Raw genomic sequence first — 21,487 nt, 5'->3', positions numbered from 1 at the left:
GGGGAGACGGGGGGCTGAGACGCTGACACGGGACAAGCGATCTAGGGCCTGACGGTAGACGCGGGTGACATTGGCCACGTATTCGGGCGATTTGAGGCGGCCTTCAATTTTGAGGCAGCTAATGCCTGTAGCAATCAAGTCTGGCAGCACATCTAGGCCAGAGAGGTCTTGGGGGCTGAGCAGATAGGCGCGATCGCCCAAATCAATCTGTTCGCCATCGGCAATCAGGTCATAGGGCATGCGACAGGCCTGGGCACATTCGCCTCGGTTAGCCGACCGACCGCCCAGGGCCTCGCTGGTTAGGCACTGGCCTGAGTAGGCCACACACAGGGCGCCGTGGATAAACACCTCCAGGGGCAAAGCCAGACTGCGATCGCCCATCTGAGCCTGAATTTTGGTGATGTCTTTGATCGAGCACTCCCGCGCCAGCACTACCAGCTGGCAGCCCAAGTCTTGGGCAAACTCGACCCCGGCGGCGCTGGTCACCGTCATCTGAGTCGAGCCGTGGATCGGGAAATCGGGCGAGAGATGGCGAATGAGTCGGCACAGGCCAATATCCTGCACAATTGCCGCGTCTACCCCCGCTGAAATCATGGTTTTGAGGTATTGCTCGGCCTCGGTTAGCTCCGCCGGAAAGACCAGCGTATTGAACGTGACATAGCCTTTTACCCCCCGCCGATGGAGAAACGCCATCAACTCTGGCAGGTCAGCCTCAGTAAAATTTTCGGCCCGCAGCCGGGCATTGAAGCGATCGAGGCCAAAATAGATGGCATCGGCCCCATTTTCGACCGCCGCTTTAGCGCAGTCCCAATTACCTGCCGGAGCCAAAAGATCGGGTAACCTCAGCCGAGGATCTGACAAGGGTGGGCCGGTCGTGGGGTCGGGCGTAGGCATGGTAGCTTCACGGGGCACGGGGCAACCCCCGACGATAATCAGCGATGTCTTCTATTTTTACAGATCTAAAAAAGCTGATCAATCGGCCCAACTGCATTCATTTTTGCCATCGGGACTTTGTCCGCAGAGTAATAAATATTTGGTGATGACCCCCCAGGTTCCTACAATGAGTGAACTAACTATTGGTTGTAAAACCTGGAGGAATTATGAGTCGTCCGGTAATCCTCGGCATTGTGGGCGATAGCGCCGCTGGTAAAACCACCCTGACGCGGGGTATTGCCCAGATTTTAGGCGAAGACGAGGTCACAACTATTTGTACCGACGACTATCACCGCTATGATCGCAAACAGCGCAAAGAGATGCGCATTTCGGCCCTACACCCCGACTGCAACTACATCGACATCATTCAGCAGCATTTAGGTTTGTTGCGCACCGGGCAACCCATTCTCAAACCCATCTACAACCACACCAGTGGCGAGTTTGACGCCCCTGAGTACATTGAACCTAGGCGGTTTGTCATTGTGGAAGGTCTGCTGGGTTACTCCACCCGCGCCTGCCGCGATGCCTACGACGTGAAGGTCTATCTTGCCCCGCCTGAAGAGCTGCGCGCCAACTGGAAAATCAAGCGCGATACCCGCAAGCGCGGCTACACCCCCGAAGAAGTCATCGAGCAAATCAAAGCTCGGGAACAAGACTCAGAAGCCTTTATTCGTCCCCAGCGCCAGTGGGCCGATGTGGTGGTGACTTTCTATCCCCCCGTTGACGAAAAAAGTGAAAATGAACTGCTGCTCAACGTGCGTCTGGTGATGCGCCCCACCATTCCCCATCCTGACTTTACTCACCTGCTGGGAGACAAAAATGGCGGCTTCCTGAGCGATGCCGTGCGTCTGGATCTCGATCGCGACATGGGTAAGCCCGTTGACGTGCTCGAAATCGACGGCCATGCCACCGAAAAGCCCGTGCAGGAACTAGAGCGCACCCTGTGCGACGAAATTCCCTATCTGGGCAAATTTTGCAGCATTCAGGGCAACACCGACATCGGCAAGGTGGTGGGCACCACTGGCGAAACCCTCCAGAGCTACCCCCTGGCGCTCACTCAGCTACTGATCACGTACCACATGCTCAAAGCCGCCAATATCTACGAATAGAGTGAGTGGGGGCTGCCGCTAACCACTGGCATTCACTGTGGCAGTTGCCTATAAACCAGAGACTTAACGCTGCCAAGTCTCTGGTTTATAGGCATAGTTTGTGCCATTCAGCCACCATCCCAGCCTGCCGAGCCCCTAGCGCCTGCAGCCCTCGGCTATACGCCATCACCGTTAAAGTTACGCCGCCGACGGCTAGCTTCTACTGCTGAGATGCCGCCTCTTCTTGGGAGAGTTCGGTCAGCATCATCTGAATGAAGTTTGAGGCCACATCCGGCGACTGCTCGTGGGAGGCAAACACAATGGCTAGGCTACTGTCGTCTCCAGCCCCGTAGCACAGAATACGAAAGGCCCCATCCTCAAAATAGCCCGTCCGGTCAATCGTGCCCTGATCAAACTCGACGTCCAGGTCGGTAATTAGCTGGTCGGCGCGCGCTAGGCAACCGTCTACATCGGTGGTCAAGAGCTGATCACCACTGGCAATTTCGGGCCGAGCGGTGGCGGGCTGAGTAAAACAGGCCAGGCCCAGGCTGGCTAGGGCGATCGCATATAGATGCCGTTTCATAATAGTTTGCGTAATGTCGAGGACAGATACCATCTCAGGCCGCCGCACCACAAGGCAAGCTCGCAGCAGGTTATCTGGTCATGGCCTGTTTACTTCTTACAGATGGCCGCTCTGCTTTCCGGATGGCCCAACACAAAAAAGCACCGACGCTAACGTCGGTGCTTGGGGTGTTGAGGAGTGAACGATTAATAATTAAGATAAGAGCCCCATGTGTCACTGCGGTAGCCTGGGTATGTCAGCCCTGTGACAATTAATTTTTAAGCGACTTCCTCTGTGACCCAGCCCGACACCCTACGCGCTCTGCTTCAAGCCGTTTCTCAGGGGCAGCTTAGCCCCGAGACCGCCCTTGACCAACTCAAGTATCTCGACTTTGAACCCATCGACGACTTTGCCAAAATCGACCATCACCGCACCCTACGCACTGGCTTTCCTGAGGTGATCTGGGGCCCCGGCAAAACCGTCAATCAGATCGTGCAGATTATGCGCAGTCTGCACCAGCACAACCCTGTGGTCATGGCGACTCGGATCGAGCCAGAGGTCTATGCCCAGGTGCAGCAGCACATCCCGGCGACCGTGTACTACGACATAGCCCGTATCTGCGCCCTGGTACCCTCCTCCTGGGCCGCCCAGCATCCCGGCACCATTGGCATTCTGACAGCGGGTACGGCTGACCTGCCCGTAGCCGAAGAGGCCGCCATTACCGCTGAGCTATGCGGCTTTGCGGTCAAACGCCTGTGGGATGTGGGGGTAGCCGGGCTCCATCGCCTGCTGCGCCATCGCCAGCTGATCCGCGACGTGGATGTATTGATTGTGGTGGCAGGCATGGAGGGGGCACTACCCAGCGTGGTGGCAGGGTTGGCCGATTGCCCCATCGTGGCGGTACCCACCAGCGTTGGCTATGGGGCCAGCTTTAATGGGCTCTCAGCCCTGCTGACCATGCTCAACTCCTGTGCGACAGGTATCGGTGTCGTCAATATCGACAATGGGTTTGGAGCAGCGGTGCTAGCGGGGCAAATTTTGCGCACCGGAGCACGGCTTGCGGATAACCGCTGGAAGAATAGCCGCTAGAACGCCGGTACAGAAACCCGGTTTCTTGGCCAGAATGCCAGTCACGCCGTTGGGGCGGTGACAAAGAAACCGGGTTTTTAGCCATATTGTACCGATGCTCTGGCGAGTAGGTCAGTGCAGTGGTTACCATCTGCCGAACAGGCTACTCCTGCGAGCTACCTACCACCCAGGCTATACAGGCCCCACCTGCGCCTACGACTACCGCAGATCGGTCGGCATAGCGGCGGGCTTAACGGCAATGGTTTGATCGCGGCCATCGCGATTGATCTTCAGGTTGAGGGTGTCGCCTATTTTGCTCACCTCTACCCGGGTCTGCACATCTGGGGGGGTGACCACGGGTGAGCCCTCAATCTCGCGAATCACATCACCAATCTCTAGGCCAGCCTCTTGAGCAGGGCTGTTGGATAGTACGCCAACAATGAGTACGCCCAGTTCGTCCTCCTCGGGGATCGGCAAATCGAGCTCTTGCTCTTGATTGACGCGATCGACCATTTCCGGCGATAGCTCAACCATTTGAATGCCCAAAAAGGGATGCTGCGCCTGCCCGGTGGCAAAGAGCTGATCGGCAATGCGTTTGGCTGTCTCGATGGGGATCGCAAACCCAAGGCCTTGGGCATTGGCGCGAATGGCCGTATTCATGCCGATGACTTCGCCTCGGTCGTTGAGCAAAGGCCCCCCAGAATTGCCGGGGTTAATGGCGGCATCGGTTTGAATGAACTGCACCCGCTTATCGGGAATACCTACCTGGTTGCTGCTGCGCCCCAGGGCGCTAATGATACCGGCGGTGACCGTGTTGTCGAGACCCAGAGGATTGCCAATGGCGATCGCCCACTGGCCGGGGGCCAGATCTTGGGTACTGCCGAGCTGTACGGCAGGCAGGCTCTCGGCTTGGATTTTAACCACCGCCACATCGGTAACCGAATCTACCCCCGCCACGCGGCCGTCGAACTGGCGCCCGTCGCGCAGGGTCACCTGCACGGTTTTAGCACCTTCTACCACATGGGCATTGGTCAGAATTTGGCCATTGGCCGTGAGAATAAACCCTGAACCGGTGCCTTGCTCTAGACGATCGGGCAACTCAGGCTGAGGAACCTCGTCTTCTTCGAAGAAGCGTCGAAAGAAGGGGTTATTAAACGCATCGGGAGAAATTTCGGGCACTGTGCGCTCGGCGTCAATGCGCACCACCGCTGGGCCGACCCGCTCTACCGCCAGGGCAATAAAATTTTCGTTGGTGCCCCCCAACTGATTGGGGGTAGTGGGCTCTGGGGTGGGCTCAGCAACCTGGGTGAGGGAGGTAGTCAAAGCTGAGGCCGACTCAGGCACCAGCGCTGCAATATTGTCGGGGCTGAGCTGAGAGATGTGACGATGCGCCGTCCAGCCTGCACCGCACCCCACTGCCAAGGCTGCGGCTACCCACGCAAGCTGCCGGGGAAACTGCTTTGGCGACAAGTCCATGGTTCTATGCCCTCTGCTACTGTCCGGATGTGATGTTGCCCGTTTTTGCCGCGATCGCTCTGGGCAGGCCTGGGGTAATTGGCCCAGAACCGCTGAGTTTACTAGCTTAGAGCTAAGCTACCGAATATTCTTTAGATCAAAGAATTTCCTTAGGTAGCCAGTCTGGGCTGGGAAGTCAGTGGCTAGGGGTCTCCAGTTACCCCTGAACAAAGCAGTCTTATGTTGCCTATTATAGGGGCTATACCCCTGATAGGTAACTGGGGTGAGTAGTTGGCCCCAGCTAGATGGGCTAGGTTAAAAATGGGTATAGATTGTCAGGATTCTTTGGTTGGCCGGATCATCGGTCAGGTAGCTGCTCTACCCCTGCTGGGATCGCCACCGATGGGGCAGCTAGGGGTAGCTTTGACGGTGGCTATGGTAGCTACGGGGCTGTTTACCCCCAGGGCGATCGCACAATCCAGCCCGGCGGCTTGCCCGCCACCGGTTCTATCGCGGCTGACGCGCCATCGGGTGGCGGCTGGTGAAACCCTGGCAACTATTGGCCAACGCTATGGCCTCATACCCGCTACGATTATGGGCTTTAACGCTGCTACCCAAGGCGGCACGGTAAGCCCGGGGCAAGAGCTGCTGATTCCTCCCTATAACGGCTTGCGAGTGAGCGTCGCCCCGGGGCAGACCTGGCAGCAGGTAGCTGAGACCTACAATAGCCGCGCCGATGTGCTGTTTGAGGTGAATGGCTGCGTCACTGCAGTACCCACGAGCGTTTTTGTGCCGGGGGTCAACTGGTTCCCAGGGGTGCGCACCACGGCGACGGCGACTCCGACCACCCCAGCCAGCCCGCTCCAGGGTTATCCGCTGCCGCAGCGATCGCAAATTGTTGTCAACTATGGCTGGCAGCCGGATCCGGCCCAGGGCAAGCTGATATTCAACACGGGGGTGGCCCTGGCTAGCTCACCGGGTACGTCCGTGTTGGCGGTGGGTGCTGGCACCGTCGCTTTTGCCGGGTCTGATGGGGTATACGGCAACCTGGTGGTGGTTAACCACGCCCAGGGATTGCAGACCCGCTACGCCAATTTAGATACTCTAGCCGTGCGGGCGGGGCAAACGGTACGCCAGGGCGATCGGCTGGGCCCCGTTGCCGCCGCTGCTGACGATGACGACGACGACGACGACTCGTTTGTGTTCTTTGAGGTTCGCCTCAACTCGCCGATGGGTTGGGTGGCCCAAGATCCCCAAGATTTTGTGCCAGCGATGGTACTGCGGTAGGTCTCTGCCTCAGACGGGCAGTATGACCCTATATCTCGGCTGCGATCCCCCCCAGCTAGCCCTAGCGCCTGCGGGCAAGACCGCCTACAATTGCCTCTAATGGGTGTATTGGCAATGCCGAGGTTTGTGAACCAGTGGCCCCAGGTAATCCGATGGCGCAGCATGTTTCTAGGCAGTCCTTGCCTATTCCCCCCCAGCCTTTTTCTGAGTCGCGCGAGCCAGCCGTGGTATCGAGCCTGTTTTGGGCGCGGCTCTTAGCCTATCGGCCACTGTTTTTGTTGGGTGGGTTGTGGGTGGTGCTGGTCTTTGTTGCCGCGATTGCCTATCACGGGTTGATGTTTAACGAGAGGGTAGACAGTGCTCCCCAAGAGACAATGCCAGTGGCCCCCCTCTCGGTTGTGGCCCCCCCGGAGAGAGTCGATCTGGCTCCTCAAGTTGAGCCCGCCGCTACCGAAACGTCTCATTTCAGCGCGGTAACGCTTTGGGGGCTGGTTAGTTTGCTGGGGTTGTGTGGCTTTGGTTGCTTTGTGCTCACCCAGCAAATTAAACTGTCGGCCCGGCCCAAACCAAAATCTGCTCAGCCTCGCCTAAAGGCTAAATCTGCAGCTTCCCTCCGCCCTCCGCAGCCCAAGCGTTTGGCCCCCTATTCACCGGAGCGAGATAGCATCGTTGCCCCTGGCGCTAGGATTGTGGAGTCGTTACCCGATCTGAGGAGCGTGGCGGCACCGGCTTCGCGATCGGCAGCCCAGATACCTCAACCCGGTACTGCGCCCTGGCCCCGACGCATCAAAAGGTCGGCGCGCCGTCGGCCCCTGGCCTCACCAGCGGTGCCAGCCCAGACCCCAGCAGTCGTACCTCGCCAGGCCGATCTACCCCTCGACTGGCCGGAGGGTAGTGTGGCCCACGCGCTAGACATGCGTCAGCGGCGATCGCTGTCATCCTATATGTAGATACTGTTCAGCCATTCCGTTTCCCTAGGGGCTTTGAGTCAGCTACCCGTTATCTACCATCCCGACTATGTGGCCCCCCTACCCGACGGACATCGGTTTCCGATGCCGAAGTTTCGCCTGCTGTGCGATCGCCTGTTGCGCGATGGTGTAATCACCTCTGACCAGATCTACCAGCCGGGCGAACCACCCCAACACTGGCTAGAATTTGTCCATCACCCCGCCTACGTCAACGCCTATCGCCAGGGTACGCTCGATGCCCAGGCCCAGCGCCGCATTGGCCTGCCCTGGAGTACCGCCCTGGTGAAACGCACCTGTACAGCGGTGGGGGGCACTATTCTCACGGCCAAGCTGGCTCTGGAGCACGGGCTGGCCTGCAACACAGCCGGGGGCACCCACCACGCGTTTCCCGACCATGGCTCTGGGTTCTGCATTTTTAACGATCTGGCGATCGCCGCCCGCGTCCTCCAGCAGCAGGGCCACGTGAATCGGGTGCTGATTCTCGATCTGGACGTGCATCAGGGGGATGGCACCGCCTGGATCTTTCGGGATGACCCCAATGTGTTTACCTTCTCGATGCACTGCCACGACAACTTCCCGGCCCGCAAGCAGGCCAGCGATCTGGATGTGCCCCTGGCCTTGGGCATGGAAGACGATGCCTACCTGAACTGTTTAGCCCAGTATGTGCCTGACCTGCTGGCCCAGGTACGCCCTGACCTGGTGCTCTATGACGCCGGGGCAGACCCCCATCGGGATGATCTATTGGGGAAACTGGCGCTGACGAATACCGGGATCTATGAGCGCGATCGCTACGTGCTCCACTGCTGTGCCCAGGCCGGTTATCCCGTCGCCTGCGTGATCGGCGGCGGCTACGGCAAATCGATGCCTGACCTGATCTTTCGCCACTCCCTGCTGCACCGGGCTGCTGCCGAGGTGTACCAAACCCATAGGCTCTAGCCACGGGCACTGCCCACCACCCTCTCTGGCAACAGACCAGGAACTGCCGCTATACGATCGAGCTGTAGGCTATCGAAGTGTGGGCCTTGAGCCATTGATCCGTCATCTCAGCACTTGCAGAATAGTCTCATTCGGGTTGAATAACTCCCGTTTGGACGCATTGAGAAACTCGATGCTGACTGGCTCAGCATTTTCGTCATAGCTGACGACTACCCCACCCGGCTCAGCAATGGCATCGCAGGGCGGCGCATCTTTCATAACAAAAATAAGCACATCGGCTTCCGCGTCGTATTTAACCTTCATGTTGGTTGTCCTGCCAATACCGGTTTACTTGATTTGTCCAATACAGAGTGATAATTCGTCTCGTTTCGCCGACAGCAGCAAAGGGTACTCGTAATAGCCCCTTGCCTCGTTTACTCTGGGCCACATAAATATCGTCTTCAATGACAATCTGCTGAGGTACTTTGACGACTGCCTCAACCTCCTCACGGCTAATGCCCAAGCGTTGCTGCCACTGCTGTTGCCGCTCCTCTGCATGTTTTGTCCAAAAAATGTTCATCTTCGGTTGCCTATCCTGGGTGGCTCTGAAGACCCAACAACGCTCTATCAATTATGTGGGTTTCTGAACTTAGAGCAGAGCAAACAGGCTAAGTACCAGGGGCAGCAGCTTGGTGCAGGCGTCAGCCAGTTTTGAGGCATCGGTGAGGGTTTCGGTCATACCCTTGAGGGTGGCGGTAGCGCCTCAGCCAAAGAATCGTTCGTAGTTGTCGTGGCTACCAATCCAAAACCACGTGACCGTATCACCCTCCAGAATCCCGATGGCGCGATAGCCGCGCGTAACTCTGACAGACCAAATACTTTCCTGCTATTGATGCACTTGAAATGTAGCGATGGGTGAAAAGGATTCTCCGCCCACAGTCGATAAGCTTTCCTAGCGCTTTGCTTAATCTTGGAGTTTAAGCGTCCATATTCAGCCCAAAACGAAGGCAGAACCTCTGATCTCACAGTTGCTCGTAGTCAAGCGGGGTGGCATGACCGTCGGCTATTTCTTGCTTGGCCTTTCTGGCAGCGGCAATTAAACTATGCTGGGAATTTTGAAAAGACGCTTCCCAGCGTTGCTCATCCTGTAAGTCGGCAATATAGTCGCGCAGATGCTCAGCTACCTGCTCCTGGAGGGCCGCAGGCAAGAACTCCATCATGGTTACAACCGTTGTAATGGCAGACGAAGACATCAGCTCAAGCAAAAAACTATATGGCTAAGGTAGCTTAATTTGTCCCTGGAATGGTTTTTGGGATAGCAACTTAAACCAGGACGTTGTTCTGTTACAGGCTCTAGGAGCCAGGAACTAGCAAGGGTAGGGTGTGTTCCCGGCCCTGGTCAATTGGGCAACTGTGAAGGGCTGTGGCTGGGACACAACGCATTCGCTTACCCATAGTAAGATTCTCCTATTGGGTGAGCGGTGGGTCGGGGTGGCTGGCTACAGTGCAGGGCTAAGGTCAATAGCGATGACCCACCCTACGGATAATTGGGAGTTTTGGCGCGACATGCTTGCCGGGGCGTACCAGCCTCAAGCTTTATAATTGGAGCTTTGCCCGTTGAGATGTTGTCATGGTTTGGGTGATCGCCACCTTTTACAAATTTGCGCCGCTGAGCGAGCCGGGGGCACTGCGGGTTGAACTGCTGGAGCAATGCCTGGGCTGGGGGCTGCGCGGCACCATTCTGCTGGCACCCGAGGGGCTCAACGCTACCGTTGCCGGTGCGCGGGATGGGATCGATCGGTGTCTAACCTGGCTGCAAACCCATCCCGAGATTGGGCCTTTTCCCCATCAAGAGTCCATCACTGCAGAGGCCCCCTTTGAGCGCATGAAGGTCAAGCTCAAAAAAGAGATCGTCACCCTGGGCAGGCCCGACATTAACCCCGCGCAGCAGGAGGTGGGCACCTACGTTGATCCCCGCAACTGGAATCAGATCATCACCGATCCTGACGTTGTGGTGATCGACGCCCGCAACGATTTTGAGGTTGAACTCGGGACCTTCAAGGGCGCGGTAAATCCCCAAACCCATTCCTTTCGAGACTTGCCCGACTATGTAGCCACCCACCTTGACCCGACCCAGCACAAAAAAGTGGCGATGTTTTGTACTGGTGGCATTCGCTGTGAAAAAGCCACCGCCTACCTGCGATCGCACGGGTTCGACCAGGTCTACCACCTCAAGGGTGGCATTCTCAACTACCTGAAGACCGTGCCAAAAGAGGTGAGTCTGTGGCAGGGCGACTGCTTTGTGTTTGACGATCGCGTCGCCGTAGATCACCACCTCCAGCCGACCGAGCACGCTCTCTGCCTCGGTTGCGGCTACCCCGTTAGCCCCACCGAGCAGGCCTCACCCCACTACCAGGTGGGCATTAGCTGCCCCCACTGCTACGCCGCCCTAACGCCCGCCAAGCAGGCCCGGTTAGAGGCCCGCCAACGCGATCGCTGCCCCCCTTTTTTAGCCGCCAAAATCCAAAATCCAAAAACGCTCGGTTCTCCATGCTTACTCCCGACCAATCGCTCCAATCACTCCAATCGCTCACCTATGGCCCCACCGATGGCATCGCCGACTGGTGTCTGGTCGCCCTCCACGGCTGGGGAGCCAATGCCGCCGACCTGGTGGGGTTAGCTCCCTACCTGGGGTTGAGTAATTTTGCTATGGTTTTTCCCGACGCCCCCTGGCCCCATCCCCAGGTGACCGGGGGGCGTATGTGGTACAGCTTTCCGGTCGGGTATGACTTTCGCTCTGCCCATGATTTTGCTGCGCAGGAGGATCTGCAAGCCAGTCGAGCACAGTTGAAGACATGGCTAATCAACCTAGCCCAGACCACCCGAGTGCCTTTAGAACGCACTATTTTGGCCGGATTCTCCCAGGGCGGTGCGATGGCGCTGGATATCGGGCCGCAATTGCCGCTGGCTGGTCAGATTATTCTCAGTGGTTATCTCCATGGCGAGGCCCAAGCGCCCGTTAGCGATCGCCCGGTCATGGTGGTACATGGAGCGTTTGATCCGGTGGTGCCCGTGGGTTTGGCGCACCAGACCCAGACAGCCCTAGCGGCGGTCGGGCAGCCGATCACCTGGCATGAGATCGCCATGGGCCATGAAATCCCGCCCCAGGTAATGGCACTAATCAGTCAGTTTTGCGAAGATTTGAGGCAGGCCGGGGAGAATACCCTGGTCAACCCATTAGGATAAAGGAAGGTGATCTGACCCTGGGCTGCGATGTCAAAGATTGCCCATCCGGGGCGATCGCGCAGTGGCAGGGCAAATGTCGCTAAGGGGGAAAAGACTATGCAGAGCCTACATGTTTCGCAGCAGGCTGTTTCAGATATGACGCCGGATACGGTGGCTGAACTCGCCTCTCGACTAGAGACCGATGCCTACGATAATGCCTTTGAAGGCCTGCAAGACTGGCACTTGCTCCGGGCCATAGCATTTCAACGGCCTGAACTGGTTGAGTCCTACGTCTATCTGCTCGATCTAGAAGCCTACGACGAGTCGTAGATTTTCGGGGGCCAAATCCTGTCTATGAATTCTCCTATACCCTAGGGGCACTGCGTTGTTCGCCCCTAGGGTATCGTTTGTTGGCAGCGATATTTTAGCTTTGGTATGACCGGTCGTTCTACAACGGTGGCAGCTCCCCGGCGGGTGTTGGTGGGCATTAGCGGCGGTATTGCGGCCTACAAAGTTTGTACCGTCATCTCATCGCTGGCCCAGGCAGGGATCGCGGTGCGGGTAATGCTCACCCAGCAGGGGCAGGCGTTTATCTCGCCGCTGACGGTGGCGACACTGTCACGGCACCCAGCCTACACCGACGAAGCATTTTGGCAGGCCACCCAGGGCCGCCCCCTGCACATCGAGCTGGGCGAATGGGCCGAGCTATTAGTTATTGCACCCCTCAGCGCCAACACCCTGGGCAAGTTGGCCCAGGGTCTGGCCGATAATTTGTTGACCAATACAGTGCTGGCCTCAACCTGCCCGGTACTGCTGGCTCCGGCGATGAACACCGATATGTGGCAACAGCAGGCGGTGCAGCGCAACTGGCAGCTGCTGTTGCAGGATGCCCGCTATCACGCCATCGACCCAGGCAGTGGGGTGCTGGCCTGCGATCGCATCGGGGCCGGGCGCATGGCCGAACCCGAGGCCATCCTCACCCACATGCACTCGCTGCTGCACACCGGGGGGCAGCGTGACCTGGCCGGGAAGCACCTGCTGATTAGCACCGGCAGCACGCGGGAATATCTCGATCCTGTGCGTTTTATCGGCAACCCCGCCAGCGGCAAAATGGGGATCGCGCTAGCCCAGGCGGCGCTCCATCGCGGCGCGACGGTCACCCTGGTGCACGGCCCAGTAGAAGCTTCTCTTAAAGCCCGTCTGGAGGGAATCCAAACTATTGATGTCACAACTGCCGAGGAAATGCACCGGGCGATGCTCACCTCCCTACCCCAGGCCGACTGGGTGGTGATGGCGGCGGCGGTGGCTGACGTGAAACCGGCTACCCAGGCATCTACCAAGCTGGCCAAGGCCGACCTGCCAGCATCTTTACCCCTGACCCAGGTGCCCGATATTGTGGCCGATCTGGCCCACCAGCGGCAGCCGCACCAGCGGCTGATTGGCTTTGCGGCGCAGACGGGAGATGTTATTCCGCCTGCGCTGGACAAGCTGCGACGCAAGGGGTTAGACGCGATTGTGGCCAACCCGATTGACCTGCCAGGGAGTGGCTTTGGGGGCGATCGCAACCAGGCCATTCTGCTGACCAAAACCGGCGACCCGCTGACGATTCCGCCCTGCACCAAGCTGAACTTGGCCCACCAGCTCTGGGACGCGCTGCTGAGGGCCGGGTTCTAACGGGTGCCACACCCGGTTTATTCGGCCCCCGTCCACCCCCTACAATAGGGCTGTGCTCATTCTGTTGCTGGCTGCTATGACTGCTACCCCCGCACCCAACCTGCTCTCCAGCATGGTAAATCAGGTGCTCTCGATCAAGCCCCTGTGGAATTTTGCCAAGGGACGCGCCCGCCACATGATGGTGACCCGGGCCGAAACCATCGGTGTGCCCTGGCGAGAACGCGTGCAGGCGTTACAACGTCGCGGCGGCCCCACCTCTAGCGGTGGCACAGCCACCCTATCCCCCCTGTGGCAGGCTGATTTGGCGGCGCTGCAAAACCCCGAGCTAGTTTACCCCGGCTACTACACCACCAGCTTTCACGCCTACGACGAGGGCAACCTCGGCTGGCAACCGGCCATGGAAGTAGAGGTGGCCTCCCAGGCGGTGCACGCCAAAATCTGGCCAGAAGCTGGGGCCGCTGGCGATGAATGTCTGCGCCAGAGCTATCACGATGTGCTGATTGCACAACTCCCCCAGGCTCCCGAAACCGTAGTGGATATCGGCTGCGGCGTGGGCCTCAGCACTGAAGCATTTCAAGCAACATTTCCCCAGGCCCGTTTGACCGGGGTAGACTTGTCGCCTTATTTTCTGGCAGTGGCCCAGTATCGGCAGCAGGAACGCCTGGAAAACGGCGAGGCGTCATCACAGACGGCTGCCATCACCTGGCACCATGCCGCTGGCGAGGCCACCGGATTGCCAGCGGCAACCTACGATTTGGTATCGGCCTGCCTGGTCTTCCACGAGCTGCCGCAATCGGCGGCTCGAGCCATCATGCAAGAGGCCCGTCGGCTGCTGCGCCCTGGGGGTCACCTGGCGATTATGGATATGAATCCGCGATCGGAGGTGATGCAAACGCTGCCCCCCGTTGTCTTGACCCTGCTCAAAAGCACTGAACCCTATCTAGATGAGTATTTCACCCTAGATATAGAGGCGGCCTTCCTAGCCGCTGGGTTTGAGCAACCGACGATCGCCCTCAACAGCCCTCGGCACCGTACCTTGATTGGCAAGGCCATTTAAGCGGGTCTGGGGGCTCTCATCCCAGCCTTACCGAATCGCAACCGTGATTACCAAGAGTTATCCTCTACCCGAAACTTAAGGCCTACCAGCGTTATCGACTATGATCAGCGATCGCAATCTCAGATCAAGTCCGGGTAGATTAGACCTATGAGTCGTAGGAGTATGCTGGTTACCTAGGTCAAGCTTTGGGCATAACGCCCAACTACTACACTGCTGCTGTCCTTTCCCTTAAGACACATTGCCACCATGAAAAAAGCTAGCCCCAGCTCGGGTGAAACCCTCGAACGTTTGAAGCTGACTCTTTATTTGGTGCCTGTTTTTGGGGTAGTGCCAGCGATGTTTAGCCTGTGGCAAAAGCAGGGTAGCCGCCAAGAGCTAGCGGTGAGTCGCCTGGTAGTCACCCTGGCGCTGACCTGGATTGTGGCCTACGGTGTGCTGAGTGCTGGCAGTCATCTAGCGCCGGGGCTATCGTTGCGCTTGCTGATCACAAATACGCTGGTAACGACCGGTTATACCCTGACTAATCTGGTGCTGATGGTGCGACTGTTGCAGGGTAAATCGGTTCATTTGCCCGGCTTTAGCCAGCTGAGTAAGCGTCTACCCTAAGCCAATGGTCAGAGGTTTTGTGCGCGAGGGTGAGATTAGTTCGGGGCGATCGCGGCTTTCTAGAGCCAAAATTAACGTAAGTTATTGTCGCTGGCCTAGACTATTTGGGCCGATGCTCTAAATTGCTGTTAACATGCAGCTAAAAATTTTGCAGGTTTCCTTCGTCCTGGGCCTGTATTCTGTAGAGATTTCTAATTCTCACTGCCTTATTGAGGTTTCTGGTGTCTCAACGTAATCCCCAACATCACAACGCCCGTTCGCCCCAGGGCCGTCCACCTCAAACGCAGGCTCGCCAGCGACGCGTTCCACGCATGCTAGCGCTGGGCGTTGCTTTGGCCGGGGTAGCTGGGGTATCTGGCATTGGCGGGGCCCTGTTGGCGGTTTCGCTCTCGGCGGCCCCTCTCCAGCAGCAGCCGCTAAGTGCTGAAGAAGCCGGGATTTTCAACCAGGAAGAGTCGATCTCCTCGACGGGTAGCTTACGGCTACCGCGCCTGACTCGTCCGGTCAACATCTTAGTCTTGGGCGTTAAGGTGCTGACGACGGATGTTAATGAGGTGCCCTCCGAGTTGGAAGGCGTGGGTTACCACGCTCTGGTCAATTCCTTTGATGGCCTATCAGACTCGATGTTACTGCTGCGGTTTAACCCGCAAACCCAGCAGTTAGTCGTGCTATCGCTGCCCCGCGATACACGTACCTATGTGCGGGGTCAGTTGACCAAGCTCAATGAGGCTAACCGCTACGGTGGCCCAGCTCTGGCAGCAGAATCAGTCAGTGACTTGCTGGGTGGAGTGGGTATCGATCGCTATGTGCGCATTAACGTACAGGGGGTCGAAAAGCTGATTGATGCCTTGGGTGGGGTCACGGTGAACGTACCCAGTGACATGAAGTATACCGACGAGAGCCAGCACTTATATATCGATCTCAAGGCCGGTGAACAAAAGCTAGACGGCGATAAAGCGCTACAGTTTTTGCGGTTTCGCTATGATGCCCAGGGCGATATTGGTCGCATTCAGCGGCAGCAGATGTTTATGCGGGCTATGGCCGAACAAGTGCTTAACCCGGCCACCATTACCCGACTGCCCAAAATCTTGTCGGTCATTCAAGAGAACGTTGACACTAATCTAGCGGTGGAAGAGCTGCTGGCCCTGGTGGGCTATGGGTCACAGATCAACCGCTCCAACGTCCAGCTGTTGATGTTGCCGGGTAACTTTAGCAGCCCCCAAGACTTTGCTGCCAGCTATTGGCTCCCCAGCTACGACGATATCGACGGTATGGTCGATCAGTATTTTGGGTTTGGCGCTCAGCAGGTGGCGACGACTCGTGAACCCAGCCGGGTCAAGGTGGCGATTCAAGACAGCACCCACGACCCGGCGGCGGTGCAGGCCTTAACGACAGCCCTGCGCGACAGCGGCTACTCTAATATTTTTGTAGACAAAACGCTTAACGAACCCCTGCCCATTAGCCGAATTGTGGCCCAGCGTGGCGATGGCGCCACCGCTGAAATGGTGCATCGCTTTTTGGGCCTGGGTGAAGTGCGCATTGAGAGTACCGGGGCCTTAAACTCTGACATCACGATTCAGCTGGGTGAAGACTGGAAGCAGGGGCTGGGCGAGTCGTTTTAGGCGGTTGAGGTTGGGCGATCGCGGCCCAGGGGCGTAGACTGACTGGGTAGCGATCGCAGTGGGTCAGCCGTCTATGGCGCAATGGAGTTGGGGCGCAGCCGCGCTGGCAGGGCTAGGGACATTGAGCATGACCACCGTTGCCTGGGCAGAGGCACCGCTCCAGGTGGTGTATCCGCCTGATGGCCACCAAACGATAGCGGCCCAGATCTTTTTTATTGGCACAGCGGCAGCCAATCAGCCCGTGTTGCTCAATGGCGAGCCGATTGCAGACCAGAGCGCATCGGGCCATTTTGCCCCGACCCGTGCCCTGGAGCTAGGCGCTAACACGTTTACCTTCACTCAGGGTGAGCAAACCCTGTCGATTACGGTGACGCGAGTTGCACCGGGGCCAATTCTGCCCGAGACCCTGGGCTTTGCCGCAGACTCTTTGGTGCCCGGTGTGAATATTGCGCGCCAGCCAGGGGATTGGGTGTGTCTGGGGGCCGTGGCTCCAGCCAACGCTACCGTCAGTGCAACCCTAGCCGGGGAGAGCTATACCCTGCTGCCCCAGGGCGATCGCGCCGATCTGCCCCCCAACTCCGCCGTCCTCACCGACCAGGCTAGCCCTACCGCTGGCCCCAGCCGCTACGAAAGCTGCTTTATGGCCCCAGAGCCCGGCAATCTGGGGCAACCGACCTATCGACTCACCCAAAACGGGGCCACCGTCACCGCCCAGGCCTCTGGCGCGGTGAGCATTTTGAACCCAAACACCATTGCAGTGGTGGAAATCACCGCCGCCGCTGGCGTGGCCCGCACCGGCCCCAGCACCGACTATTCGCGCCTGACCCCGCTGCCCCAGGGCACCCGCGCCCGCGTCACGGGCCGCGAGGGCGACTGGCTGCGCCTCGACTACGGCGGCTGGATTCGAGCCAGCGAAACCCAGGCGGTGGATGGGGGGGCGCTGCCGCGATCGCTGATTCGCGGCGTCACCTCCCGCCAGGTACCCGGCTGGACAGAAATCTACTTCCCGCTGCAGGTGTCGGTGCCCGTCAGCATTCAGCAAGACACCGACACCTTCACCCTCACCCTGCACAACACCGTGCCCCAAACCGATACCATCTACGTCACCGACGATGGTCTGGTCGAGCGCCTCGACTGGAATCCTGTGCTGCCCGACCAGGCCCAATACCGCTTTCATCTCAAAACCGACCAGCAGTGGGGCTACAAGCTCCGCTACGAGGGCACCACTCTGATACTCTCCCTACGTCAGCCTCCCGCCGTCCAAGTCTCTCGTCCCTTAGCAGGCACCACCATTCTGGTTGACCCCGGCCACGGCGGCGACGAACTGGGCTCTCGTGGCCCCGATGGCACCCCCGAAAAAGCGGTGAACCTGACCGTCTCCCGCCTCTTGCAAACCGCCCTAGAGGCGCGCGGCGCCACCGTGATCATGACCCGCACCGACGACAGCACCGTTGGCGTCAACGATCGCCCCGCCCAGATCAACCAGGTCGAGCCCACCCTGGCCCTCAGCATCCACTACAACGCCCTCCCCGATGCCGGTGATGCCGAGAATACCGCTGGCATCGGTGCCTTTTGGTTCAACACCCAATCCCACAGCCTGGCCCAGTTTCTCCACGACTACCTGGTCACCGAGCTCGATCGCCCCTCCTACGGGGTCTTTTGGAACAACCTCGCCCTCACCCGCCCCCATGTGGCTCCCTCAGTGCTCCTGGAACTGGGCTTTATGATCAACCCCACCGAGTTTGAGTGGATTGTGGACCCTCAGGAGCAGGCGAAGCTGGCGGAAACCCTGGCGGAGGGGGTGGAGCTGTGGGTGCGGCAAGCAGCAGAGGAGTAGGGGAGTGATACGAAATCCGATTTGGGAAACCCTAATTCATCATCAGGAACCTCGTAGGGGCATAGCTTGCTATGCCCCTACGAACCGGGGGTATTCAGTCAGGATTTGGTATGAATGGGTGGATGAGTGGATGGGTGAGAGTATTTTCTCCATTGGTGAGCACTGCTTACCTTATTCCAGTGAGTAGGGCAGATTTGGCACCCTAGCCTACGGCAAACTCGGTGAACTGGCGCTTAAACGGCGAGTGAAACCCCAGCACAATGTCGTGCTTGGGCACGCCGCGATCGACCAGTTCGTTGGCGATGCCGCCCTCGGTGCCGTCGTGCTGAATCCAGATTTTGCCGTCAATGATGTCGAGGTGCAGCACGCAGCCGTAGACCCGCCGCTTGTTTGACCAGCCCACGTGGACGACCTGGTAGCGATCGCGCTGAAGGTCAAAAATTAGCTCGGTTTCTAGCTGTGGATTGCTAAAGTCGACCTGGCTGTACTCGGTCAAAAGCTCTCGAACCAGCTGACGATAGTGCTCTACGCTGCCCATTTCACAATCACCTCCTCTTCTGGATCGTAAATCACTAACCGGACTCCATAGCGCTCAACCAGGCGGCGGGGCAGCTCTAGCCGAAAAACTCCCGCTCTGCATCTACAGGAATAGCCAGGTAGAGAGTGCGATCGGGCTGTTCTTCTTCTAGGGCAAGCTGATATTTGAGAAACTGACCCAATGCCATGCTGAACTCGGTTGTGGCCGAAGCGCCTACAAAGCTTTTGATCTCTACTGCAATTTTCTCGTTTCCCCGCTGGGCCGCCAAAATCCTTTCGGCCCCCAAATCAACGTACATTTCAACGCCGCCGAAGCTGATGAAAAGCGGATCGTGGGTAATTGTCCAGCCGTCTTTTTCGAGGGCGCGTTTGACAGCATCGTGAAACAAGTCTTTGGCGGCCATGGGTGAACGTGTACGGGCGATCGCAGCTCTGGCCCCATTCTAGGATCTGCCAGCCCTAGTTATTTAACCACCCCGACCCCGCTAAGTTTGAAGCCGGGTTATCATGGGGCTAATCCAGGCAGTACAGGCACTTGCGGATGCCCAGCGAACCCCTCCCGATCTTTTTCTCTTACTCCCGCAAAGATCAAGATCTGATGCAAGACCTAGTGGGCCACCTGGAGCCGCTCAGGCGCAGCCAGCTCATTCACAGTTGGCATGACGGCTGCATTGGCCCCGGCGAAGAGTGGGAGCCGCAGATCAAAGAAAATCTGGAGAAGGCGCAGATTATTTTGCTGCTGGTCAGCGTAGACTTTATCAACTCAGACTACTGCTACACCGTGGAGCTGAGCCGTGCGATCGCCCGACACAAAGCTGGAACTGCCTGCGTAATTCCGGTGATTTTGCGATCGTGCCTATGGAAGCATGTACCTGTGGGCGATATGCACCTAGGCGACCTCCAGGCGCTGCCCAAGGATGCTAAACCTATCCGGGAGTGGGCTTACCTAGATGCCGCTTATACCAGCATTGCCGAAGGGCTGTACGACAAAATTCAGCAGTTGCGGCAAGAGCAGGTGCAGGCAGACTATGCCGCCAACCTGGCGCACTATGGGCAGATATTTGCTGACGCTGTGCAGGCAGGCTATCCCCTCAGCCAGGCCGCTCTGGGTAAACTCAAAGCTTTGCAGCAACAGTTAGGGCTACAAGATGACGATATTGACCCCATTGAGCGACCTATCCGAGAGCCCGCCGAAGCTAGACATCGAGAAGCCCTGGCGACTGCCGAGCGGCAGCGCCAGACCCAAGCCGAAACTGAGTATAAACAGCGCGAACAGGAAGAGACTGAGCAGAAACGGAGGGCAGCTGAAGCCGAGCAACAGCGCCAAGCTGCCGAACACTACAAAAGTGGTCGATATCACCTAAGCCAAGATAACTATGACAAGGCAATTGCCGATTTTTTCCGAGCCGATCAGATGGGGCATCCTAGAGCTGCTCAAAAATTAGCTGAGACTCACAAGCTAAAGTTACGGTCAGAAGCTGAAGGTCAAATTCAGTTTGTTGTGAAAAAGTTCAAAGAGTTGATAAATCCCAGTCAATCATTCGGGGCAGAAAAAGAAGACCTACGTCTTGAAGACGACCTCAGCAGCGAAAAAGGCATCGACTACACCCGCCTGCGCGACCTGCTAAAAGCCCAGGACTGGCGCGCCGCTGATCGGGAAACCTACGAGGTGATGATCCGCGCTGTGGGCAAAAAGTCGGGCGACTGGTTCACCGAAGACGAACTTTTGAACTTTCCCTGTGCTGACCTGCTGACCATTGATCGGCTGTGGGTGAACTATAGCCAGGGCAAATTTGGCTTTAGTGTGCAGAAACAAATTTATGTAGAAACCGGCAACCCGCTCGACAGCCAGTATCATAAAGAGACTTGGGAAGCATTTTGCGATCGCGTCGGCTGGCGCAAAGCGGGTAACTATTTGAACTACAGCGACCTAAAAGCTAATCCCTCTTTATCTCCCACGGGAGAATTTCCCTGTGGGTGGTTGTTGTTTATCGTTTCGTGGGGGGGTGTGGTCGCGCTGTGTGTGTCTCTCTTCTCTCGCGCAGAGACTTGTAAACTGTAGCACGAGCCAGTTCTAGGGGTTTTTAAAGGTTTGTAAACGCCTGCTTTTTACACCATTTACCGTCCTTTCAGCGATCCGTTACCTGGCACGTTCGATTTTGGATTTTAGATTTGGGATTTTGGATTATTTTTTCTGTGACGGAGGGTTTTGATTGAGGCAACTGTCATTGCCAAGATTTCGTTTGTTTCAGCCATCAGGCTCTTCACCTGATTTTCAGGCACTTCCCCTGCTTCCACTAGTAGTTCTATCCAATAGAGACATTCGTCCGCCTCTTCTTCTACAATACCGAGTTTGGCGATCAAATCGGGTAACGATTTCGCTCGACAAGCCGCTCGATAGTTTGCTCCCACCGACGTTCCACAGCGAATCAACTGTTTGCCTATCACCTCAGTCGATCGCTTCCTGGGCAACGCTTCTACCAGCCGAATAAGCCGCAGCGCCAATTTCTTCGTCCTGTCCTTAAACTGGGCAGTCCTAAGTTCTTGATTGGATTTCTAGGCCGCCAAGTCAGGTGCACCAGCGCTGGGGCAGGAGTCTAGCTTAGCGGCGATGAATTTAGACAAAAGTAGAGTGGGCGGACTGTTGGGAAAA

The 21,487-nt window shown here is 57.6% G+C and carries 21 protein-coding genes and 3 pseudogenes; 14 read left to right on the top strand and 10 right to left on the bottom strand.

Features of this window, described 5'->3' with window-relative positions; translation table 11 throughout:
• Window positions 1–894: peptidase U32 family protein (locus IQ254_RS19885; RefSeq protein WP_193967902.1), on the bottom strand; the 894-nt coding region annotated here is incomplete at its 3' end.
• A 203-nt stretch (window positions 895–1,097) separates the two neighbouring features.
• Here IQ254_RS19885 and IQ254_RS19880 point away from each other — a divergent pair.
• Window positions 1,098–2,042 (top strand): phosphoribulokinase, encoded by a 945-nt coding sequence (locus IQ254_RS19880; RefSeq protein ID WP_193967901.1) that lies wholly within the window; start codon window positions 1,098–1,100, stop codon window positions 2,040–2,042.
• 199 nt (window positions 2,043–2,241) lie between these two features.
• Here the strand turns inward: IQ254_RS19880 and IQ254_RS19875 are convergent, their stop codons facing one another.
• Window positions 2,242–2,604, bottom strand: a complete 363-nt coding sequence (locus IQ254_RS19875; protein WP_193967897.1) for a hypothetical protein — start codon at window positions 2,602–2,604, stop codon at window positions 2,242–2,244.
• Between the two features lie 273 nt (window positions 2,605–2,877).
• Here IQ254_RS19875 and larB point away from each other — a divergent pair, with 273 nt between their 5' ends.
• On the top strand, window positions 2,878–3,672 hold the full coding sequence (gene larB / locus IQ254_RS19870) for a nickel pincer cofactor biosynthesis protein LarB (protein WP_193967896.1): 795 nt from the start codon (window positions 2,878–2,880) through the stop codon (window positions 3,670–3,672).
• A gap of 198 nt (window positions 3,673–3,870) precedes the next feature.
• On the opposite strand, the gene IQ254_RS19865 is transcribed toward larB, so the two are convergent.
• The gene (locus IQ254_RS19865) at window positions 3,871–5,127 is read right to left on the bottom strand and encodes an HhoA/HhoB/HtrA family serine endopeptidase (protein WP_193967895.1); all 1,257 of its coding nucleotides are present in this window, start codon (window positions 5,125–5,127) and stop codon (window positions 3,871–3,873) included.
• Window positions 5,128–5,427: 300 nt separating this feature from the next.
• Here IQ254_RS19865 and IQ254_RS19860 point away from each other — a divergent pair, with 300 nt between their 5' ends.
• The 3 genes from IQ254_RS19860 to IQ254_RS19850 all read left to right on the top strand — a co-directional run bounded on the left by IQ254_RS19860 (window position 5,428) and on the right by IQ254_RS19850 (window position 8,297).
• The gene (locus IQ254_RS19860; RefSeq protein ID WP_228040901.1) at window positions 5,428–6,393 is read left to right on the top strand and encodes a peptidoglycan DD-metalloendopeptidase family protein; all 966 of its coding nucleotides are present in this window, start codon (window positions 5,428–5,430) and stop codon (window positions 6,391–6,393) included.
• A gap of 152 nt (window positions 6,394–6,545) precedes the next feature.
• Window positions 6,546–7,343: a hypothetical protein gene (locus IQ254_RS19855; protein ID WP_228040900.1), complete on the top strand. Its 798-nt coding sequence runs from the start codon at window positions 6,546–6,548 to the stop codon at window positions 7,341–7,343.
• 102 nt (window positions 7,344–7,445) lie between these two features.
• Window positions 7,446–8,297 (top strand): histone deacetylase, encoded by an 852-nt coding sequence (locus IQ254_RS19850; protein ID WP_228040906.1) that lies wholly within the window; start codon window positions 7,446–7,448, stop codon window positions 8,295–8,297.
• A gap of 102 nt (window positions 8,298–8,399) precedes the next feature.
• Here IQ254_RS19850 and IQ254_RS19845 read toward each other — a convergent pair whose 3' ends face one another.
• The 4 genes and pseudogenes from IQ254_RS19845 to IQ254_RS19835 all read right to left on the bottom strand — a co-directional run bounded on the left by IQ254_RS19845 (window position 8,400) and on the right by IQ254_RS19835 (window position 9,529).
• Window positions 8,400–8,600 (bottom strand): DUF2283 domain-containing protein, encoded by a 201-nt coding sequence (locus IQ254_RS19845; protein ID WP_193967892.1) that lies wholly within the window; start codon window positions 8,598–8,600, stop codon window positions 8,400–8,402.
• On the bottom strand, window positions 8,590–8,856 hold the full coding sequence (locus IQ254_RS19840) for a DUF4258 domain-containing protein (RefSeq protein WP_193967891.1): 267 nt from the start codon (window positions 8,854–8,856) through the stop codon (window positions 8,590–8,592). Before IQ254_RS19840 ends, IQ254_RS19845 begins: the two co-directional genes overlap by 11 nt.
• 183 nt (window positions 8,857–9,039) lie before the next feature.
• A pseudogene (locus IQ254_RS33745) lies at window positions 9,040–9,302 on the bottom strand (type II toxin-antitoxin system RelE/ParE family toxin).
• Complete coding sequence (locus tag IQ254_RS19835; protein WP_193967890.1) at window positions 9,299–9,529, bottom strand: hypothetical protein; 231 nt, start codon at window positions 9,527–9,529, stop codon at window positions 9,299–9,301. The pseudogene IQ254_RS33745 and the gene IQ254_RS19835 overlap by 4 nt, the downstream one beginning before the upstream one ends.
• 377 nt (window positions 9,530–9,906) lie before the next feature.
• On the opposite strand from IQ254_RS19835, the gene IQ254_RS19830 reads away from it, so the two are divergent.
• The 8 genes from IQ254_RS19830 to IQ254_RS19800 all read left to right on the top strand — a co-directional run bounded on the left by IQ254_RS19830 (window position 9,907) and on the right by IQ254_RS19800 (window position 18,297).
• Entirely contained in the window at window positions 9,907–10,956 is a 1,050-nt protein-coding gene (locus tag IQ254_RS19830; RefSeq protein ID WP_193967889.1) for a rhodanese-related sulfurtransferase, read from the top strand.
• Window positions 10,947–11,522: an alpha/beta hydrolase gene (locus IQ254_RS31670; protein ID WP_369011330.1), complete on the top strand. Its 576-nt coding sequence runs from the start codon at window positions 10,947–10,949 to the stop codon at window positions 11,520–11,522. Before IQ254_RS19830 ends, IQ254_RS31670 begins: the two co-directional genes overlap by 10 nt.
• A gap of 96 nt (window positions 11,523–11,618) precedes the next feature.
• The gene (locus tag IQ254_RS19825) at window positions 11,619–11,831 is read left to right on the top strand and encodes a DUF2555 domain-containing protein (protein ID WP_193967899.1); all 213 of its coding nucleotides are present in this window, start codon (window positions 11,619–11,621) and stop codon (window positions 11,829–11,831) included.
• A gap of 105 nt (window positions 11,832–11,936) precedes the next feature.
• Window positions 11,937–13,175, top strand: a complete 1,239-nt coding sequence (coaBC, locus tag IQ254_RS19820; protein ID WP_193967888.1) for a bifunctional phosphopantothenoylcysteine decarboxylase/phosphopantothenate--cysteine ligase CoaBC — start codon at window positions 11,937–11,939, stop codon at window positions 13,173–13,175.
• Between the two features lie 76 nt (window positions 13,176–13,251).
• Window positions 13,252–14,232, top strand: coding sequence for a class I SAM-dependent methyltransferase (locus IQ254_RS19815; protein ID WP_193967887.1), 981 nt, complete (start codon window positions 13,252–13,254; stop codon window positions 14,230–14,232).
• A gap of 246 nt (window positions 14,233–14,478) precedes the next feature.
• Entirely contained in the window at window positions 14,479–14,838 is a 360-nt protein-coding gene (locus IQ254_RS19810) for a hypothetical protein (protein ID WP_193967886.1), read from the top strand.
• A gap of 311 nt (window positions 14,839–15,149) precedes the next feature.
• Entirely contained in the window at window positions 15,150–16,460 is a 1,311-nt protein-coding gene (locus IQ254_RS32180) for an LCP family protein (RefSeq protein WP_193967898.1), read from the top strand.
• Window positions 16,461–16,533: 73 nt separating this feature from the next.
• Window positions 16,534–18,297 carry an N-acetylmuramoyl-L-alanine amidase gene (locus IQ254_RS19800; protein ID WP_193967885.1) on the top strand — a complete coding sequence of 588 codons (1,764 nt, stop codon included), beginning with the start codon at window positions 16,534–16,536 and terminating at the stop codon, window positions 18,295–18,297.
• 202 nt (window positions 18,298–18,499) lie between these two features.
• Here the strand turns inward: IQ254_RS19800 and IQ254_RS19795 are convergent, their stop codons facing one another.
• Window positions 18,500–18,835, bottom strand: a complete 336-nt coding sequence (locus IQ254_RS19795) for a XisI protein (RefSeq protein WP_193967884.1) — start codon at window positions 18,833–18,835, stop codon at window positions 18,500–18,502.
• Window positions 18,823–19,238 (bottom strand): annotated as a pseudogene (locus IQ254_RS19790) (XisH family protein). The gene IQ254_RS19795 and the pseudogene IQ254_RS19790 overlap by 13 nt, the downstream one beginning before the upstream one ends.
• 137 nt (window positions 19,239–19,375) lie before the next feature.
• Between IQ254_RS19790 and IQ254_RS19785 the strand changes: the two are divergent.
• Window positions 19,376–20,896: a GUN4 domain-containing protein gene (locus tag IQ254_RS19785; RefSeq protein ID WP_193967883.1), complete on the top strand. Its 1,521-nt coding sequence runs from the start codon at window positions 19,376–19,378 to the stop codon at window positions 20,894–20,896.
• A gap of 104 nt (window positions 20,897–21,000) precedes the next feature.
• Here the strand turns inward: IQ254_RS19785 and IQ254_RS19780 are convergent.
• A pseudogene (locus IQ254_RS19780) lies at window positions 21,001–21,375 on the bottom strand (four helix bundle protein); the annotation flags it as partial.
• Window positions 21,376–21,487: the final 112 nt, after the last annotated feature.

The sequence above is a fragment of the Nodosilinea sp. LEGE 07088 genome (assembly GCF_015207395.1).
In the GTDB taxonomy this organism is placed as follows: domain Bacteria; phylum Cyanobacteriota; class Cyanobacteriia; order Phormidesmidales; family Phormidesmidaceae; genus Nodosilinea.
This window is presented reverse-complemented; position numbering and strand designations above follow the sequence as displayed.